We start from the raw sequence: 17,000 nt of genomic DNA, 5'->3' as shown, positions 1-17,000 counted from the left end.
GCACAGCGCCCCGGGCCCGCTGAGCCCCCGACGACGACAGGACACCGCACGTGGCCGAGACCGCCCGCCACCATGAGCCCCGCTACGGCATCCGGCCCACCATGAAGGATGTCGCCGCCCGCGCCGGTGTCGGGCTCAAAACGGTCTCCCGGGTGGTCAACGGCGAGGCCGGGGTCACCCCGGACACCGAGCGCCGGGTCATGGAGGCCATCGACGCGCTGGGATTCCGCCGCAACGACAGCGCGCGCGTGCTGCGCAAGGGGCGCACCGCCTCGATCGGGCTGGTCCTGGAGGATCTGGCCGACCCGTTCTACGGGCCGCTCAGCCGCGCGATCGAGGAGGTCGCCCGGGCGCACGGGGCGCTGCTGATCAACGGCTCCAGCGCCGAGGACGCCGACCGCGAGCAGGAGCTGGTGCTCGCGTTCTGCGCCCGCCGGGTCGACGGGCTGATCGTGATCCCGGCGGGCGGCGACCACCGCTATCTGGAGCCCGAGATAAAGGCCGGGGTCGCGACCGTGTTCGTGGACCGTCCGGCCGGGCGGATCGACGCCGACGCGGTGCTCTCCGACAGCTTCGGCGGCGCGCGCGAGGGCGTCGCGCACCTGGTGGCCCACGGCCACCGCAGGATCGGCTTCATCGGCGACCAGCCGCGCATCCACACCGCCACCGAGCGCCTGCGCGGCTACCGGGCGGCGATGGAGGAGGCGGGGCTGCCGGTCGCGGACGCCTGGGTCGCGCTCGGCTCCACCGAGCCGGAGCGCGTCCGCGCGGCCGCCGAGTCGATGCTGAGCGGCCCCGACCCCGTCACCGCGATCTTCGCGGGCAACAACCGGGTGACCGTGACGGCGGTACGGGTCCTGGCGGGCCGGGAGCACCCGGTGGCGCTGGTCGGCTTCGACGACATCGAGCTGGCCGATCTCCTCGGCATCACCGTCATCTCGCAGGACTCCGCGACGCTGGGCCGCACGGCGGCGGAACGGCTCTTCCGCCGCCTCGACGGCGCCGACGAGGCCCCCGCGCGCGTGGTGCTGCCCACCACGCTCATCGCGCGGGGCTCGGGCGAGATCCCGCCGCCGCCCGGCAGCTGAGCGGACTTGTGGAAGCCCGGTGCGGTACCGCGCCCCTTCAGGGGCGCGGGGAACTGCGCGACCAGCCACAGACGGCCCGCAGTCGACGAACCCCATGTCCAGCGGAGCCCTCAGCCCCGGTCAGCACACCGGCAGCCCCGGCACCGGTGCGTTGTTGGCGCCGCCCTTGAGGTAGACGACGCTCACGTAGACGTTGGTGTTGCCGCTGTCGTCGTCGGTGCGCGCCCAGTACGTGTTGGTCCAGTTCCCGTACGTCTCGCGGCGGCCCAGGTCGACCTGGCAGTAGAAGTAGTTGGTGCCCGCGTTGAGCACGCCCATCTCGCCGCCGTCGTGCCGGTAGCTCTTCGCGGTGCGCCACACCTGGCAGTTGAACTTGCCCGCGCCGATGGAGTGGCAGGACGGGGCGGGCGTCGAGCCGGTGCCGCCGCCCGCCGTGCCTCCGGCGCCGCCCGGGGTCGCCGTGGCATGGCCGCCCGTCGGTGCCTTGCCCGGGGTGGCGCCGCCCTTCTCGCCGGATCCCTTGCCGCCCGTACCGCCCTTGCCGCCCTTGGCGGGGCGGCTCGCACCCGGTGAGGCGGACGTACGGCCGTCCTTGCCGGTCGGACCGGGGCTCGCGGTACTCGCCCCGCCGCCGTCCCACGCGCCGCCCGTGCCGTCCTGGGCCCCGGACGCCGACGGGCTCGCGCCGGACGCCGAGCCGACGGCCTGCTGCCGGGTGCCGTCGTCGTCCCCGGTGCCGACCAGGGCGTAGGTGACACCGGCGCCCGCGAGGACGACGGCCGCGACGGCCGCCGCGACCAGGGCGCGCCCGCGTCCCCGGGGCGGCTCCACGGTCGTCGTCGGCTGCTGGGTGACCACCGGACCGAAGCCCTGGGGCCGGTGCGGCAGCACGTCCCGTACGGTCGCCTCGCGCGGCGGCGCGACGGGCTGCGGCGCGGGCGCGGACGGCACCCGCGGAACACCCGGGTCCCGGCCCTCGGCCACCGCCGCCAGCATCCGGGCCGCCGTGTCCGCGTCGGGACGGCGGGCCGGGTCCTTGTGCATCAGCTCGCGCAGTACGGGCGCGAGCGGCCCCGCCCGTACCGGCTCGGGCAGCGGCTCCGCCACGATCGCGGAGAGCGTCGACCAGGTGGAGGTGCGGCGGAACGGCGAGGAGCCCTCCACCGCCGCGTACAGCGTGGCGCCCAGCGCCCAGACGTCGGAGGCGGGGCCCGGGTCCTGGCCCTGGGCGCGCTCGGGCGCCAGGTAGTCGAGGGAGCCGACCAGTTCGCCGCTGCGGGTCAGATGCGTGGCGGAGCCGTCGCCCGGGTCGTCCATGGCGGCGATGCCGAAGTCGGTGAGCACCACGCGGCCGCCGTGCTCCAGGAGGATGTTGCCGGGCTTGACGTCCCGGTGCAGCACGCCCGCGCGGTGGGCGGCGCCCAGGGCTTCGAGGACCCGGGCCCCTATGGCCGCCGCCTCGCGCGCGTCCAGCGCGCCGCGCTCGGCCAGCACACCGTCGAGCGAGGGCCCCTCGACGAGCTCCATGACGATCACCGGGCGGCCCTGGTGCTCGGTGACGTCGTGCACGGCGACGACTCCGGGGTGGCGCACGCGCGCGGCGGCGCGGGCCTCGCGCTGCATGCGCAGCCGCAGATCGCCCAGTTCGGGCGCGGACATGTCCGTGTACGTACGCAGTTCCTTGACCGCGACCTCGCGGCCCAGCACCTCGTCGACGGCGCGCCAGACGACGCCCATGCCGCCCCGGCCCAGCTGCTCGATCACGCGGTAGCGGCCCGCGAGCCGGTCGTTCTCCCCCGAAGACACCGCTGCCCCGTTCCCTGTGGCGATTGTGGTCGCGTACAGGGTAAGGGGCGGCGGTGACAGCGCCCGGGCTACGGGGCGGTGACGGTGAGGGCCGCGCGGCGCGGGGAGGCGAAGCCGTCGAGGTCGGCGCGGGTGAGGCCGGTGAGACGGGCGACCTCCTCGTTGTCGAGGGCGCCGCAGTCCAGGCCGCGCAGCAGGAACCCGCTGAGCGCCTTGGCGGTGGCGGGCTCGTCCATGACGTCGCCGCCGGCCTTGGCCACATAGGCGGCGAGGCGGGCCGCGGCCTGCTCCAGGCCCTCGCGGTAGAAGGCGTACACGGCCGCGTACCGGGTCGGCAGATGGCCCGGGTGCATGTCCCAGCCCTGGTAGTAGGCGCGGGCCAGGGCCCGGCGGGTCAGGCCGTAGTGGAGCCGCCAGGCCTCGTGGACGTGCGCGGTGGAGCCGATCGGCAGGACGTTGGTGGAGCCGTCGGAGACCCGTACGCCGGTGCCCGCGGCCGCGACCTGCATCACGGCCTTGGCGTGGTCGGCGGCGGGGTGGTCGCTGGCCTGGTAGGCGGCGGAGACGCCCACGCACGCGCTGTAGTCGAAGGTGCCGTAGTGCAGGCCGGTCGCGCGGCCCTCGGCGGCGTCGATCATCCGGGCCACCGCGGCGGTGCCGTCGGCGGCCAGGATCGACTGGCTGGTCTCGATCTGGATCTCGAAGCCGAGCCGCCCGGCGGGCAGGCCGTGGGCCTTCTCGAAGGCCTCCAGGAGCCGTACGAAGGCGGAGACCTGCTCGGGGTAGGTGACCTTCGGCAGGGTCAGGACGAGGCCGTCGGGCAGGCCGCCGTGCTCCATCAGGCCGGTGAGGAAGACGTCGGTGGTGCGGATGCCGCGGTCGCGTACCGCCGCCTCCATGCACTTCATCCGGATGCCCATGTACGGGGCGGCCGTGCCGTTCGCGTACGCCTCGGCGATCAACCGGGCGGCGCGGGCGGCGGCCGCGTCCTCCTCGGCGTCCGGGCGCGGGCCGTAGCCGTCCTCGAAGTCGACGCGCAGGTCTTCCACCGGCTCGCGCTCCAGCTTGGCGCGCACCCGCTCGTACACGGGCGCGGCGAGCTCGTCGGCGATGCCGAGGACCTTCGCGAAGGAGGCGGCGTCGGGGGCGTGCTCGTCGAGGGCGGCCAGCGCCTGGTCGCCCCAGCCGCGCAGGGTGTCGGCGTCGAAGAGGTCGCCGGGTACGTAGACGGTGTGCACGGGCTGGCGGGTGCCGGGGTCTCCCGGGTAGCGGCGGGCGAGCTCCTCGTCCACGGCCACCAGCGAGGCGCTGATCTCCTCGCTGACCGCGCCCGCGAGGCTCGTCGCCACCTTCTCCTGCTGACCCATCCTGCACCCTCCGCACGTTCAGTTTTCCACTGACTGTTTTCCACTGGCCGGAATCATCGATCCGCATAGCAGAATTTAGTTATGGGCTTCCTTCGCGTCAATGGTTGCCCGAAACGGCCGGGGGCCGCGCGGTGAAGATCACCACGCGGCCCCCGGGGCAGTACGAACGAGCAGGTCAGCCCTTGCGCGCCTGAACCTCTTCGGTCAGCTGCGGGACGACGTCGAAGAGGTCGCCCACCACGCCGTAGTCGACCAGGTCGAAGATCGGGGCCTCGGCGTCCTTGTTGATCGCCACGATCGTCTTCGAGGTCTGCATGCCGGCGCGGTGCTGGATGGCACCGGAGATGCCGGACGCGATGTACAGCTGCGGCGAGACCGACTTGCCGGTCTGGCCGACCTGGTTCGAGTGCGGGTACCAGCCGGCGTCGACGGCGGCGCGGGAGGCGCCGACGGCGGCACCGAGCGAATCGGCCAGCGCCTCGATGATCGCGAAGTTCTCGGCGCCGTTGACGCCGCGGCCGCCGGAGACCACGATCGCGGCCTCGGTCAGCTCGGGGCGGCCGGTCGACTCGCGCGGGGTGCGGGAGACGACCTTGGTGCCGGTGGCCTGGGCGGAGAAGGTGACGGCCAGGGCCTCGACGGCGCCCGCGGCCGGGGCGGCCTCCACGGCGGCCGAGTTCGGCTTGACCGTGATGACCGGGGTGCCCTTGGAGACGCGGGACTTGGTGGTGAAGGAGGCGGCGAACGCCGACTGGGTGGCCACCGGGCCGCTGTCGCCGGCCTCCAGGTCGACGGCGTCGGTGATGATGCCGGAGCCGATGCGGACCGCGAGGCGGGCCGCGATCTCCTTGCCCTCGGCGGAGGACGGGACGAGCACGGCGGCCGGGGAGACGGCCTCGTACGCGGCCTGGAGCGCGTCCACCTTCGGCACGACGAGGTAGTCGGCGAACTCCGGGGCGTCGGCGGTCAGCACACGGGTGGCGCCGTGCTCGGCGAGCGCGGGCGCGGTGGCCTCGGCGCCGGCACCGACGGCGACCGCGACCGGCTCGCCGATGCGGCGGGCCAGCGTCAGCAGCTCCAGGGTCGGCTTGCGGACGGCGCCGTCGACGTGGTCGACGTAGACGAGAACTTCAGCCATGGGACTCAATCTCCTGCGAAGTACGAAGAATCTGGGGGCGGTTGGGCGCTACGAGTCTGTCGACGAGCCCTAGATGAACTTCTGGCTCGCGAGGAACTCGGCCAGCTGCTTGCCGCCCTCGCCCTCGTCCTTGACGATCGTGCCGGCGGTACGGGCCGGACGCTCGGCGGCCGAGTCGACCGCGGTCCAGGCGCCCTCGAGGCCGACCTCGTCGGCGTCGAGGTCCAGGTCGCCCAGGTCCAGCGACTCCACCGGCTTCTTCTTGGCGGCCATGATGCCCTTGAAGGACGGGTAGCGGGCCTCGCCCGACTGGTCCGTCACGGACACGACGGCCGGCAGGGACGCCTCCAGCTGCTCCGACGCGGTGTCGCCGTCACGGCGGCCCTTCACGAGGCCGTCCTCGACCGAGACCTCGGAAAGGAGCGTGACCTGCGGAACGTTCAGACGCTCGGCGAGCAGCGCCGGCAGCACGCCCATGGTGCCGTCGGTCGAGGCCATGCCGCAGACGACCAGGTCGTAACCGGTCTTCTCGATGGCCTTGGCGAGCACCAGCGAGGTGCCGACGACATCGGTGCCGTGCAGGTCGTCGTCCTCGACGTGGACGGCCTTGTCGGCGCCCATGGAGAGCGCCTTGCGCAGCGCGTCCTTGGCGTCCTCGGGGCCGACGGTCAGCACGGTGATCTCCGCGTCGTCCGCCTCGTCGGCGATCTGCAGTGCCTGCTCGACCGCGTACTCGTCGAGTTCCGAAAGGAGGCCGTCGACGTCGTCGCGGTCGACGGTCAGGTCATCGGCGAAGTGCCGGTCGCCGGTGGCGTCGGGCACGTACTTCACACAGACAACGATCCTCAAGCTCACGCCGGCTCTCCTACTGCATCGTCATTTCTGGGCTGCCTTGTTGCACGCAGCATAGGCGCCTGATGGGGCGGTTTCCGGTCGGGGCGACCGACGCTCCGAAGGGAATATTACTCGCCAGTACACCCACTGTGTTCCCCGTAAGCAAGCGCTTTGAACTGTGACGTTGCCAACGCTGAGTAACCGGCGAGTACGGAGACGATTCAGTCACGCAGAGCGTTGAAGCGACCCTGGTGGTAGAGGAGCGGACGGCCCGCGCCCGCGGGCTCGCCGAAGACCGCCTCGCCGACCACGATGCGGTGGTCCCCGGCCGGGATGCGCGCGACCACGCGGCACACCAGCCAGGCGAGGACGCCGTCGAGGACCGGTACGCCCTCGGGTCCCGGTTGCCAGCGGGTGGCACCGCCGAAGCGGTCGGCGCCGCTGCGGGCGAAGGTCGCGGCGAGGTCTTCCTGGTGTTCGCCGAGTATGTGGACGCCTATGTGCTCGGCCTCGGAGACGACGGGCCAGCTGGAGGAGCCGGTGCCGATGCCGAACGAGAGCAACGGGGGCTCGGCGGCGACGGAGTTGAGGGAGGTGGCGGTGAAGCCGACGGGCCGGCCGTCACGCTGCGCGGTGATCACCGCCACACCGGCGGCGTGCTGGCGGAAGACCGCGCGGAACAGCTGGGGGGAGGCGGGGCGTGCGGTGCCGAGCTCGGGCGAAGCCGTCATGGAGTTGTCCTTCTGCGGTGGGTGCGAGGGGGCTGGGGACTGCTCAGCAGCCCGGACAGCGCGCACTTGCGTTGCGGGCGAGGTCCACATGGACGCGCCCGAAGAGAAGGATTCTGGTCGGCACATCGTCAGATTGACGATTGCCGGTGGCCGCAGTCAAGTGGCTTCTACGATGTGGGAGATCCGTCACGGCCCGCTCCGCCCTGCTCACAGCGCCCCTCACACCGCTTCTCCCAGCGCGGCGATCACATCGGCCCGGCGCGGCTGACCGGCCGCGCGGCGCACGATCCGGCCGGTCCGGTCCAGGACCAGGACGGTCGGCGTGGCCCGGATGCCCAGGGCGCGCACCAGCGCCAGGTGCTCCTCGGCGTCGATCTCCACGTGCGCGACCCCCTCCACCATCGCGGCAACGTCCGCGAGGGTGCGCCGAGTTGCCCGGCAGGGCTGGCAGAAGGCGCTGGAGAACTGCACCAGGGTCGCCCGCTCGCCCAGCTCGGTGCCCAACTGGGCTGCTCCCAGCCTCGGCCCGTCCTCGCGCACCGCGCTTCCTCTCGTTCTTCCGGCCATCCCGCCTGTTCAGCACCGAAGGCCGCCCGGAAGATTCCCGCCCGTCCCCACCTGGGCGCACGTGATGAGAATCTCCCCGCCCGAAGGCCCCAGGACTGGCCACCACGGCGCGTATCGGGCACGATCTGCCCAACGCCGAAAACCTACGGCTGCGTAACTTCCACCGGGAGAACCCTCCCCGGGAACAGAAGGGTCTCCCCCAGATGGCAGAACTCGTCTATCGGCCGGTCGTCGGCGCCGCCCTCACGATGTTCAAGGCGCTCGACCTGAAGATCGACACCCAGGGTTCGGAGAACATCCCCCGTTCCGGCGGCGCGGTGCTCGTCAGCAACCACATCAGCTATCTGGACTTCATCTTCACCGGGCTCGCCGCCCTGCCCCAGAAGCGCCTGGTGCGCTTCATGGCCAAGGAGTCGGTCTTCCGGCACAGGATCTCGGGCCCGCTGATGCGCGGCATGAAGCACATCCCGGTCGACCGCAAGCAGGGCGAGGCCGCGTACGCGCACGCCCTGGACTCGCTGCGCTCCGGCGAGATCGTCGGCGTCTTCCCCGAGGCGACCATCTCGCAGTCGTTCACGCTGAAGAGCTTCAAGTCGGGCGCGGCCCGGCTCGCCCAGGAGGCCGGGGTCCCGCTGATCCCGATGGCGCTGTGGGGCACCCAGCGGGTGTGGACCAAGGGCCGTCCGCGCAACTTCAAGCGCAGCCACATCCCCGTCACCATCCGGGTCGGCGAGCCGGTCGAGGCCCCTGCCGACCAGTACGCGGGAGCGATCACCCGGCGGCTGCGCGAGCGGTGCCAGGAGCTCCTGGAGGCCGCTCAGCGCGCCTATCCCGTACGCCCCAAGGACGCCGCGGACACCTGGTGGATCCCGGCCCACCTCGGCGGCACCGCGCCCACGCCCGAAGAGGTGCGCGAGCGCGAGGCCAGCCGCTGAGTCGGCGCGGGGGCCGCTGAATCGTCACGCCCCGGCGGCGACCGGGGCGTGGACGGTGATCCGCGCCCCGGGGCTCACCTTCTCCAGGAGCTCGGCGAGCTCCGCCGCCGCCTCTTCCAGGCCGCGGTGCGCGGCCATGCCCTCCAGCAGGAAGAGCGCGCTGACGGACTCCTCGGTGAGCCGGGTCCGCACGCCCTGACGCCAGTTCCAGCGGCGGCAGGTCACGCCCTCGTCGTCGCACCACACCACCTCGCCCGCGTCCGGGTGCTCGACGGCCGCCTCGCCGCCCGCGACGGTGTGGAACGGCTCGTCGCCGGTGGCCCGCACCAGCCGCATCGACCCCACGATGCGGTCGGTGTCCTCGCCGCCGACCGGGATCAGGTGGGCGACGCTGATCGCGTTGTAGACGTCGACGAGCCGGTTGATGCGCGGCAGGCCGCCGTCGGCGAGCGCGCGCCTGGCGAGCGCCTCGGCCGAGTTGCGGGTGCGCGAGGGCTTGGCGCCGAACGCGGTGTACGCGTCGCGCCAGGCGGCCATGTGCGGGTCCTCGTGCGGGGCGAGCGCGCCGAGCCGCTCGCGCAGCCGCCGGGCGGCCTCGTCGAGCAGCGCCGAACTCGCCTCGTCGCTGGGGCCGTTGACGAGTCCGCGGGCTTCCACGGCGACATGGGTGAAGCCGGGCGCGAGCGCGCGCACCTCGTCGGACACGGTGAGCGTGAGCGTCATGGTCGGTCGTGCCTCACAGTTCGGTCGGGAGCGTCCGCCAGAGGTGCGGACGGTCGGGCGCGGCCTTCAGAGCGGCCAGCACCACCGGATGCGGTACATCATAGAGTACTGGATAGTCCACCTCGCTGAACTCCGGACGGACCTTCCAGGCCAGCCGCTCCTCCCCCAGGGAGAACCGGGCGTCGACCCCGGGCTTGTTCCCGCGCACGTCCTGCCGCGCCCACTCCGGCTCGCCGGGCAGCTTCAGGGCGACCAGACCGTGCAGGACGGGGTTGGAGCCGTCGTCGTCCGCGAGCCGCTGATAGCAGAGGGCGGCCGGTATCCCCTCGGCCCGCAGCAGCGCGGCGTAGGCGTGGGACTTGGCGTAGCAGATGCCGGTGCCCTGCTCCAGGACGTCGGAGGCCCGCCAGGTGACGCGGGGGTCGCCCGCGTCCTGGGAGTGCGGGATGGTGTCGCGGACGAATTCATAGGCGGCCTTGGCGTATGAGTATGCGTCGGGTGCGACGCTCGCGAGTTTCGCCGCCAGGTCGCGTACGAGCGGGTGCTCGTGATCGACGACCTCGTCCGCTACGAGATAGGCCGCGATTTCAGGGTTCCGCCGGATGAGTCGCATGGCACGCGAGCGTACGAAAGCGGCCGACCGCAAGTCAATGACTTTGCGATCGGCCGCATGTATATGCACGTTCGGCTAGCGGGACATCTCTTCCTTGAGCGCCGTGAGGAAGCCGTCCACGTCGTCCTCGGTCGTGTCGTACGAGCACATCCAGCGGACGTCGCCGGCCGCCTCGTCCCAGAAGTAGAAGCGGTAGCGCTTCTGCAGCCGCTCGCTCACGTCGTGCGGCAGCCGGGCGAAGACCGCGTTCGCCTGGACCGGGTAGAGGATCTCGACCCCGTCGACCGAGCGGACGCCCTCCGCGAGGCGCTGCGCCATCGCGTTGGCGTGGCGCGCGTTGCGCAGCCACAGGTCCTTGGCGAGCAGCGCCTCCAACTGCACCGAGACGAACCGCATCTTGGACGCGAGCTGCATCGACATCTTGCGGATGTGCTTCATCCGGCGCACCGCGTCCGGGTTGAGCACCACGACGGCCTCGCCGAAGAGCATGCCGTTCTTGGTGCCGCCGTACGAGATCACGTCGACGCCCGCGGCGTTGGTGAACGCGCGCATCGGCACGTTCAGGGACGCGGCCGCGTTGGCTATCCGGGCACCGTCGAGGTGCACCTTCATGCCGTGCTGGTGGGCGTGGTCGCAGATCGCGCGGATCTCGTCCGGCGTGTAGACCGTGCCCAGCTCGGTGTTCTGGGCGAGCGAGACGACCTGCGGCATCGCGCGGTGCTCGTCCTCCCAGCCCCAGGCCTGCCGGTCGATGAGCTCGGGGGTGAGCTTGCCGTCCGGCGTCGGCACGGTGAGCAGCTTCAGGCCCGCCATGCGCTCCGGCGCGCCGCCCTCGTCCACGTTGATGTGCGCGGACTCGGCGCAGATCACCGAGCCCCAGCGGTCGGTCAGCGCCTGGAGGGCGACGACGTTGGCGCCCGTCCCGTTGAAGACCGGGAACGCCTCGGCGCTCGCGCCGAAGTGGCTGTGGATGACGCGCTGGAGGTGGTCGGTGTAGTCGTCCTCTCCGTACGCGATCTGGTGCCCGCCGTTGGCGAGGGCGATGGCGGCCAGGACCTCGGGGTGCACGCCCGCGTAGTTGTCGCTGGCGAAGCCGCGCACCTCGGGATCGTGGTGCCGTCGCGCGTCCGTCTTCACGGCTTGGGGGTCAGCCACAGGCGCTGTCCATTCACTTCCACGGCGGGCCGGTCCCAGACTCCGGCGATGGCCTCGGCCAGCTCCTTGACGTCGGTGAAGCCCGCGAACTTCGCATTCGGGCGCTCGGCGCGCATCGCGTCGTGCACCAGTGCCTTGATCACCAGGATGGCAGCAGCGGCGCCGGGCCCCTCCTCGCCCCCCGCCTTGCGGAAGGCGTCGGCGAGCGAGAGGGTCCACGCCTCGGCCGCGGCCTTGCCCGCGTTGTACGCGGCGTTGTTCGCGGTGGGCTTGTGCGCCCCGGACTGGCTCACCAGCACGTAACGGCCGCGGTCGCTGCGCAGCAGCCCGTCGTGGAAGGCCAGCGAGGTGTGCTGCACGGTCTTGATGAGCAGCTTCTCCAGGAGCTCCCAGTCGGCGAGGTCGGTCTCCGGGAAGGAGGCGCTGCCGCGCCAGCCGCCCACGAGGTGGACCAGGCCGTCGATCCGGCCGAACTCCTTCTCGGTCCTGGCCGCCCACTCACGGGTCGCGTCCAGGTCGAGCAGGTCGACCGTGTCGCCCACGACGGTCGCCCCGCCGTGTGCGTAGCGGGCCGCGTCGACGGCCTCGGCCAGCCGTGCCGCGTCCGCGTCGGACGCCACCACGGTGGCACCCGCCTCGGCGAGCCTGAGCAGGGCGGCGCGGCCCGCCGGGCCCGCGGCCCCTGCCACCGCGACCACGGCGCCGCTCAGCGGCCCGTTGCCATTCCCGTTGCCGTTCATGATCGTCTCCTCCGTACGAGTGCTCACGCGGCAGCTCGCTCGGCGTTCGCCGCGGTGATCCCCTGGGTGGAGGCAATCACGTCCTTCAGCTTCTTGGCGAGCGCCTCATAGAACATGCTCAGGGGAAACTCGTCCGCGAGCACGTCGTCGACCAGTTTGCGCGGCGGCAGCGAGAGGTCCAGGGCGTCCGGGCCCTTGGCCCAGCGGGATCCCGGGTGCGGCGCGAGGTAGGTGGAGACCAGGTCGTACGCGGCGAACCAGTGCACCAGCTTCGGGCGGTCGATGCCGTCCCGGTAGAGCTTCTCGATCTCGGCGCAGAGCTGGTTGGTGACCCGGGGGGCCTGCTCCCAGTCGATGTGCAGCTTGTTGTCGGTCCAGCGCACCACGTCGTGCTTGTGCAGGTACGCGAAGAGCAGCTGGCCGCCGAGGCCGTCGTAGTTGCGGTTGCGGTCGCCGGAGACCGGGAAGCGGAACATCCGGTCGAAGAGCACCGCGTACTGCACGTCGCGGCCGTGGTGGTTGCCCTCGGCCTCCAGCTTCACGGCCTCCTTGAAGGCGGTGAGGTCGCAGCGCAGCTCCTCCAGGCCGTACATCCAGAACGGCTGGCGCTGCTTGATCATGAACGGGTCGAAGGGCAGGTCGCCGTGGCTGTGGGTGCGGTCGTGGACCATGTCCCAGAGCACGAAGGCCTCTTCGCAGCGCTTCTGGTCGTGGACCATCGCGGCGATGTCCTCGGGCAGCTCCAGGCCCAGGATGCCGACGGCCGCGTCGGTGACCCGGCGGAAGCGGGCGGCCTCGCGGTCGCAGAAGATGCCGCCCCAGGTGAAGCGCTCGGGCGCCTCGCGCACGGCGATGGTCTCCGGGAAGAGGACGGCCGAGTTGGTGTCGTACCCGGCGGTGAAGTCCTCGAAGGCGATGCCGCAGAAGAGCGGGTTGTCGTAGCGGGTGGCCTCGAGCTCGGCCAGCCAGTCGGGCCACACCATGCGCAGCACGACCGCTTCGAAGTTGCGGTCCGGGTTGCCGTTCTGCGTGTACATGGGGAAGAGGACGAGACGCTGGAGCCCGTCGGCGCGGTCCGCGGCCGGGTGGAAGGCGAGCAGCGAGTCAAGGAAGTCCGGCACGTCGAAGGCGCTGTCGGCCCACTTGCGCAGGTCCGCGACGAGCGCGCGGTGGTACGCGGCGTCGTGCGGCACCAGCGGGGAGAGCTCCTCGACCGCGCCCGCGATCCGCTCGACCACGGCCTCGACGGCGGCGCGGGCCGGTGCGCCCTCGGCGTCGAAGTCGATGGATCCGTCCTTGGACTGCCAGGGCCGGATCTCCTCGACGGAGCTCTTGAGCACGGTCCAGGCAGGGTGCTCGACCACGGGCCGGTCGGCGATCGCGCCACCGGCAGCCACGTCCTGCACAAGAATTTCCGTCATGTCACTTCCTCCACAGGAGAACCTCGCGTTAAGACACCGTATCCGTGTTCGGTTCTCCCGCTCAAGAGGGATCCCAGCAAATTATCCTGTGCGCCGTCACACCGGCCGCTGTTCTTCCTGTAATGCTCCGCCGGGGCGCTCGGTTCTGCCACGGCGCGGACGTAGTGCTCCCCCGTGTCAAGGGCCCGGGGACTCGCCCACCTCCGGGTGACCCGTCAGGCCCTCGCACGCCCCGTGGCGACCGGGCGAACGCCTCCACTGCCTCGCGCGAGCCGGGGTCCGACGCGCGCCTTGGCCGTTAGGCTGCGGCACTGCCGCGTGCGCACGGGACTGCGCCGCGCGCAAACCGCCGTCGACGGAAGCGAGGCCTGTCTTGACGTTCCTCACCATCGGTCATCGCGGGGTCATGGGTGTCGAGCCGGAGAACACCCTGCGTTCCTTCGTCCGGGCCGAACGCTCGGGCATGGACGTCATCGAACTGGATCTGCACCTCAGCAAGGACGGCGCGCTCGTCGTGCTGCACGACGCCGAGGTCGACCGCACCACGGACGGGAAGGGCCCGGTGGCCGACAAGACGGTCGCCGAGCTGCGGGAGCTCGACGCGGGCCAGGGCGAGCGCATCCCGCTGTTCGAGGAGGTCCTGGACGCGGTCGCCTCACCGCTCCAGGCCGAGATCAAGGACGCCCGGGCCGCCGACGAGCTCGCGCGCGTCATCCACGCGCGCGATGCCGTCGGCCGCGTCACGGTCTCCTCGTTCCACGAGGAGGCGCTCGCGCGGATGTCCTCGCTGGTGCCGGGGGTACGGACGGTCCTGGTCGCGAGCCACTGGGACAGCGGCATCGCGGACCGGGCCACGGCGGTGGGCGCGCACGCCCTCTCGCTCGACATCCGCCGCCTCACGCTGGAGGACGTCGAACGGGCGCACTCCCTGTCCGTGCAGGTCATCGGGTGGGTGGTGAACACCCAGGACCATCTGCGGCTGGTGCGCGCGCTGGGCCTGGACGGCGCGACGACCGACTACCCGGAAATCCGCCGCACCGGCCGTTTCACGGCGTGAACGGCTTCGCGCTCCGCTAGACCAGTTCCTTCACCAGGAGCTCGAAGGCCAGGTCCGCGCGCTGCGGGATGCCGAAGCGCTCGTCGCCGTACGGGAAGGGCGTCAGCTCTCCCGTACGGCGGTAGCCGCGCCGCTCGTACCAGGCGATCAGCTCGTCCCGCACCGAGATCACCGTCATGTGCATCTCGGTGACGCCCCAGCTCTCGCGCGCGGTGCGCTCGGCCTCGGCGATGATCTCCTTGCCGAGGCCGCCGCCCTGGAGGCCGGGGCGGACCGCGAACATCCCGAAGTACGCGGCATCGCCGCGGTGTTCGAGCTGGCAGCAGGCGACGATGGCGCCGTCCCGCTCCACCGTGAGCAGCCGGCTGCCGGGCGTGGTGATCACCTCGCGCACCCCCTCGGGGTCGGTGCGCTGCCCTTCGAGGATGTCCGCCTCGGTGGTCCAGCCGTTCCGGCTGGCGTCCCCGCGGTACGCCGACTCGATGAGCGGCACCAGCTCCTCGACATCGGCCTCGGTGGCGTCCCGGTAGCTCAGCTCTCCGGCGCGGGTGGTGTCCATGGCGAGCGTTCTCCCAACTGCATCATGACGTGGCGGGCGCACCGAGCGTAACCCCGCCCCTAAGCTGCTTCGGCATGGTGCATGTGCTGAGCAGCAGGACCCTGCTGCGCCCCGCCGACCCCGACCGCTCGCGCGCCTTCTACGGCGGGCAGTTGGGGCTCGCGATCTACCGCGAGTTCGGCACCGGGCCGGAACGCGGCACGGTCTACTTCCTCGGCGGCGGCTTCCTGGAAGTGTCCGGCCGCGCCGAGGCGCCTCCCGCGCCCGGTCTGCGGCTGTGGCTCCAGGTCGCGGACGCGGCCCAGGCGTACGAGGAGCTGACCGGGCGCGGGGTGGAGATCCCGCGGCCTCCGGTGCGCGAGCCGTGGGGGCTCATCGAGATGTGGCTCCAGGACCCGGACGGGGTGCCGATCGTCGTGGTCGAGGTGCCCGCCGACCATCCGCTGCGCTTCCGCCCATGACGTAGGCAACCCCGCCACGAAGAGCCCGGCGGCACGCGAGCTCCCCACGCGCCCCCCTGTGTGTCCTTGCGCCCGCGTGCGCCACGGCCCGTACGGGCATCGACCCCTCGGCAGGGCGACATGTCGAGCGGGGAGGTGTGCCATGCACGGAACCGCGCTGTCCGGCTGGCTGCTCGTGGCGGTGTGCGCGGCCACCGGCGCGTACTGCGTCATACGGCTGCGCAGCGACTGCGCACGGGCGCGCAGTTCGGCCGGGGGCGAGGCGGTGATGGGCTTCGGCATGGCCGCGATGGCCGTCCCGGCGGCGTTCGCCACCCCGCCGTCGTGGATCTTCGCCGCGTACGCGGGGGTCTTCGGCGCCGTGGCCCTGCGGGCGGGCTGGCTCGCGCGCGCACGCGGGAACGGCGGCGGCCACCATCTGCACCATGTGATCGGCTCGCTCGCGATGGTCTACATGGCGCTGGCGATGAGCGCCCCGGGCGGGCACGCGCACGGGGAACACACGGGGCCCGCGGGCGGGATCCCGCTGGTCACCGGCGTACTGCTCGTCTACTACGTGGGGTATGTGCTCACGACGGGCGCACGGCTGCTGCCCGTGGCGGGACCGGTCGGCGACGGCGGTGCGCGCGGCTGGGGCGCGCGCCCCGAACTGACGCTGGCGTGCCGGTTGTCGATGGGGATCGCCATGCTGGCGATGCTGCTCGCCCTCTGACGTCCGCCCGGGGTTCGTCCGGGGCCCGTCCACGGTTCTCCTGGCGTCCACCCCGCGACGCCCGCCGAAGATCGTGATCAAAACGTGGCGTGCGTCACTTGGTGTGCAAGGTCGTACCTATGGGGAGGGCCCCGCTCATAGGCTGAGGCCATGATGGTCTCCCTCGCGCTGCTGGCGCTCGGCGTCGTGTCCGCCGTGGTGGCCCCGCGGCTGTTCGCGCGCGCCCACTGGGCCGAGCGCGAGCCGGTGGTGGCGCTGTGGGTCTGGCAGTGCGTGGTGGCGGCGGTGCTGCTGTGCTTCGCCCTGGCGATGGTCTTCAGCGCGGCGGCGGCCTGGCAGACGGTACGGGGGCAGGTGTTCGCGACCGCCCCGCGCGCGGTGGTCGACGCGTACGCGCTGGGCCCGTACGGCCCGTGGTCGGCGGCGCTCGCGGTCCTGCTCTTCTGCGGCGGCGCCTGGACGGCCGCGATGCTCACCCGGGAGGTCCGCGACGCGCGGGCACGGCGCCGGGCCCGGCGTTCGGAACTGCTGGTGCGGGCGCCGCTGCTGCCCGGCGAGGAGCCCGGCGCGGCGCCGCTGGTGGTCCTGGAGGCCCAGCGCCCGGACGCCTGGTGGCTGCCGGGACCCAGCCCCCAACTGGTCATCACCACCGCGGCACTTCGGCGCCTGAAGGGCCGTCAGCTCGATGCGGTGCTCGCCCATGAGCAGGGCCACGCGCGCGCCCGTCACCACTGGCTGCTGAACTGCTCGGCCGCGCTGGCCAACGGGTTCCCGAAGATCCCGGTGTTCGCGGCCTTCCGGGACGAGATGCACCGGCTGGTCGAGCTGGCCGCGGACGACGTCGCCTCGCGGCGGTACGGGCGGCTGACGATCGCGCTCGCCCTGGTCGAACTCAACGAGGACCGGGGCCTGTTCGGCCCCTGCCCGGCCCCGCACGGCGAGGTCCCGCAGCGGGTGAAGCGCCTGCTCGCCGCCTCGCCCCGGCTCACCGCGGGCCACCGGCTCCGGCTGACGGCGGCGGCCGCCCTGGTCCCGGTCGTCCCCCTGCTCGTGGCCTTCGTCCCGGGCCTGCGCGCCCTGGGTTAGCCTCCGC

General features: G+C 72.4%; 18 protein-coding genes. 6 read left to right on the top strand and 12 right to left on the bottom strand.

Going from position 1 to position 17,000, the window contains the following annotated elements; genetic code table 11:
* The first annotated feature begins 50 nt into the window (after window positions 1–50).
* Window positions 51–1,088, top strand: a complete 1,038-nt coding sequence (locus tag QIY60_RS26105; RefSeq protein ID WP_283144616.1) for a LacI family DNA-binding transcriptional regulator — start codon at window positions 51–53, stop codon at window positions 1,086–1,088.
* A gap of 120 nt (window positions 1,089–1,208) precedes the next feature.
* Here the strand turns inward: QIY60_RS26105 and QIY60_RS26100 are convergent, their stop codons facing one another.
* The 6 genes from QIY60_RS26100 to QIY60_RS26075 all read right to left on the bottom strand — a co-directional run bounded on the left by QIY60_RS26100 (window position 1,209) and on the right by QIY60_RS26075 (window position 7,531).
* Window positions 1,209–2,894 (bottom strand): serine/threonine-protein kinase, encoded by a 1,686-nt coding sequence (locus QIY60_RS26100; protein WP_283144615.1) that lies wholly within the window; start codon window positions 2,892–2,894, stop codon window positions 1,209–1,211.
* Between the two features lie 68 nt (window positions 2,895–2,962).
* Window positions 2,963–4,261 (bottom strand): aldolase/citrate lyase family protein, encoded by a 1,299-nt coding sequence (locus QIY60_RS26095; RefSeq protein ID WP_283144614.1) that lies wholly within the window; start codon window positions 4,259–4,261, stop codon window positions 2,963–2,965.
* 175 nt (window positions 4,262–4,436) lie between these two features.
* Window positions 4,437–5,399: an electron transfer flavoprotein subunit alpha/FixB family protein gene (locus QIY60_RS26090; RefSeq protein WP_283144613.1), complete on the bottom strand. Its 963-nt coding sequence runs from the start codon at window positions 5,397–5,399 to the stop codon at window positions 4,437–4,439.
* A gap of 69 nt (window positions 5,400–5,468) precedes the next feature.
* A complete protein-coding gene (locus tag QIY60_RS26085) occupies window positions 5,469–6,254 on the bottom strand; it encodes an electron transfer flavoprotein subunit beta/FixA family protein (RefSeq protein ID WP_283144612.1) in 786 nt (261 codons plus the stop codon).
* Between the two features lie 200 nt (window positions 6,255–6,454).
* Window positions 6,455–6,964, bottom strand: coding sequence for a flavin reductase family protein (locus tag QIY60_RS26080; protein ID WP_283144611.1), 510 nt, complete (start codon window positions 6,962–6,964; stop codon window positions 6,455–6,457).
* A gap of 219 nt (window positions 6,965–7,183) precedes the next feature.
* Window positions 7,184–7,531, bottom strand: a complete 348-nt coding sequence (locus tag QIY60_RS26075) for a thioredoxin family protein (RefSeq protein WP_283144610.1) — start codon at window positions 7,529–7,531, stop codon at window positions 7,184–7,186.
* A gap of 203 nt (window positions 7,532–7,734) precedes the next feature.
* On the opposite strand from QIY60_RS26075, the gene QIY60_RS26070 reads away from it, so the two are divergent.
* Entirely contained in the window at window positions 7,735–8,466 is a 732-nt protein-coding gene (locus QIY60_RS26070; RefSeq protein WP_190091271.1) for a lysophospholipid acyltransferase family protein, read from the top strand.
* Between the two features lie 24 nt (window positions 8,467–8,490).
* Here the strand turns inward: QIY60_RS26070 and QIY60_RS26065 are convergent, their stop codons facing one another.
* The 5 genes from QIY60_RS26065 to QIY60_RS26045 form a co-directional block, all read right to left on the bottom strand.
* Window positions 8,491–9,189 carry a phenylalanine--tRNA ligase beta subunit-related protein gene (locus QIY60_RS26065; protein WP_283144609.1) on the bottom strand — a complete coding sequence of 233 codons (699 nt, stop codon included), beginning with the start codon at window positions 9,187–9,189 and terminating at the stop codon, window positions 8,491–8,493.
* 13 nt (window positions 9,190–9,202) lie between these two features.
* Window positions 9,203–9,802: a transglutaminase family protein gene (locus tag QIY60_RS26060; RefSeq protein WP_283144608.1), complete on the bottom strand. Its 600-nt coding sequence runs from the start codon at window positions 9,800–9,802 to the stop codon at window positions 9,203–9,205.
* Between the two features lie 75 nt (window positions 9,803–9,877).
* Window positions 9,878–10,939 (bottom strand): low specificity L-threonine aldolase, encoded by a 1,062-nt coding sequence (locus QIY60_RS26055; protein WP_190091423.1) that lies wholly within the window; start codon window positions 10,937–10,939, stop codon window positions 9,878–9,880.
* Window positions 10,936–11,697 (bottom strand): SDR family oxidoreductase, encoded by a 762-nt coding sequence (locus tag QIY60_RS26050; RefSeq protein WP_283146072.1) that lies wholly within the window; start codon window positions 11,695–11,697, stop codon window positions 10,936–10,938. Before QIY60_RS26050 ends, QIY60_RS26055 begins: the two co-directional genes overlap by 4 nt.
* Window positions 11,698–11,720: 23 nt before the next feature.
* A complete protein-coding gene (locus QIY60_RS26045) occupies window positions 11,721–13,118 on the bottom strand; it encodes a DUF6421 family protein (RefSeq protein WP_283144607.1) in 1,398 nt (465 codons plus the stop codon).
* A gap of 373 nt (window positions 13,119–13,491) precedes the next feature.
* Between QIY60_RS26045 and QIY60_RS26040 the strand changes: the two genes are divergently transcribed.
* Window positions 13,492–14,175: a glycerophosphodiester phosphodiesterase family protein gene (locus QIY60_RS26040; RefSeq protein ID WP_283144606.1), complete on the top strand. Its 684-nt coding sequence runs from the start codon at window positions 13,492–13,494 to the stop codon at window positions 14,173–14,175.
* A 16-nt stretch (window positions 14,176–14,191) separates the two neighbouring features.
* Here the strand turns inward: QIY60_RS26040 and QIY60_RS26035 are convergent, their stop codons facing one another.
* On the bottom strand, window positions 14,192–14,734 hold the full coding sequence (locus QIY60_RS26035; protein WP_283144605.1) for a GNAT family N-acetyltransferase: 543 nt from the start codon (window positions 14,732–14,734) through the stop codon (window positions 14,192–14,194).
* A gap of 74 nt (window positions 14,735–14,808) precedes the next feature.
* Between QIY60_RS26035 and QIY60_RS26030 the strand changes: the two genes are divergently transcribed.
* The 3 genes from QIY60_RS26030 (at window position 14,809) to QIY60_RS26020 (ending at window position 16,993) form a co-directional block, all read left to right on the top strand.
* The gene (locus tag QIY60_RS26030) at window positions 14,809–15,195 is read left to right on the top strand and encodes a VOC family protein (protein WP_283144604.1); all 387 of its coding nucleotides are present in this window, start codon (window positions 14,809–14,811) and stop codon (window positions 15,193–15,195) included.
* Between the two features lie 142 nt (window positions 15,196–15,337).
* The gene (locus QIY60_RS26025; RefSeq protein ID WP_283144603.1) at window positions 15,338–15,907 is read left to right on the top strand and encodes a DUF5134 domain-containing protein; all 570 of its coding nucleotides are present in this window, start codon (window positions 15,338–15,340) and stop codon (window positions 15,905–15,907) included.
* A gap of 150 nt (window positions 15,908–16,057) precedes the next feature.
* Window positions 16,058–16,993 carry a M56 family metallopeptidase gene (locus tag QIY60_RS26020; RefSeq protein ID WP_283144602.1) on the top strand — a complete coding sequence of 312 codons (936 nt, stop codon included), beginning with the start codon at window positions 16,058–16,060 and terminating at the stop codon, window positions 16,991–16,993.
* The last annotated feature ends 7 nt before the right edge of the window (window positions 16,994–17,000 follow it).

The sequence above is a fragment of the Streptomyces sp. BPTC-684 genome (genome assembly GCF_030028635.1).
GTDB lineage: Bacteria > Actinomycetota > Actinomycetes > Streptomycetales > Streptomycetaceae > Streptomyces > Streptomyces noboritoensis.
The sequence above is the reverse complement of the archived record's forward strand: the minus strand, read 5'-3'. Positions and strand labels throughout refer to the sequence as shown.

Excerpts from the sequence above, each read along its gene's own strand:
- QIY60_RS26095 (WP_283144614.1), bottom strand. The coding sequence starts at position 4,261 with ATGGGTCAGCAGGAGAAGGTGGCGACGAGCCTCGCGGGCGCGGTCAGC.
- QIY60_RS26060 (WP_283144608.1), bottom strand. The coding sequence starts at position 9,802 with ATGCGACTCATCCGGCGGAACCCTGAAATCGCGGCCTATCTCGTAGCG.
- QIY60_RS26035 (WP_283144605.1), bottom strand. The coding sequence starts at position 14,734 with ATGGACACCACCCGCGCCGGAGAGCTGAGCTACCGGGACGCCACCGAG.
- QIY60_RS26090 (WP_283144613.1), bottom strand. The coding sequence starts at position 5,399 with ATGGCTGAAGTTCTCGTCTACGTCGACCACGTCGACGGCGCCGTCCGC.
- QIY60_RS26075 (WP_283144610.1), bottom strand. The coding sequence starts at position 7,531 with ATGGCCGGAAGAACGAGAGGAAGCGCGGTGCGCGAGGACGGGCCGAGG.
- QIY60_RS26070 (WP_190091271.1), top strand. The coding sequence starts at position 7,735 with ATGGCAGAACTCGTCTATCGGCCGGTCGTCGGCGCCGCCCTCACGATG.
- QIY60_RS26045 (WP_283144607.1), bottom strand. The coding sequence starts at position 13,118 with ATGACGGAAATTCTTGTGCAGGACGTGGCTGCCGGTGGCGCGATCGCC.
- QIY60_RS26025 (WP_283144603.1), top strand. The coding sequence starts at position 15,338 with ATGCACGGAACCGCGCTGTCCGGCTGGCTGCTCGTGGCGGTGTGCGCG.
- QIY60_RS26065 (WP_283144609.1), bottom strand. The coding sequence starts at position 9,189 with ATGACGCTCACGCTCACCGTGTCCGACGAGGTGCGCGCGCTCGCGCCC.
- QIY60_RS26030 (WP_283144604.1), top strand. The coding sequence starts at position 14,809 with ATGGTGCATGTGCTGAGCAGCAGGACCCTGCTGCGCCCCGCCGACCCC.
- QIY60_RS26050 (WP_283146072.1), bottom strand. The coding sequence starts at position 11,697 with ATGAACGGCAACGGGAATGGCAACGGGCCGCTGAGCGGCGCCGTGGTC.
- QIY60_RS26020 (WP_283144602.1), top strand. The coding sequence starts at position 16,058 with ATGATGGTCTCCCTCGCGCTGCTGGCGCTCGGCGTCGTGTCCGCCGTG.
- QIY60_RS26080 (WP_283144611.1), bottom strand. The coding sequence starts at position 6,964 with ATGACGGCTTCGCCCGAGCTCGGCACCGCACGCCCCGCCTCCCCCCAG.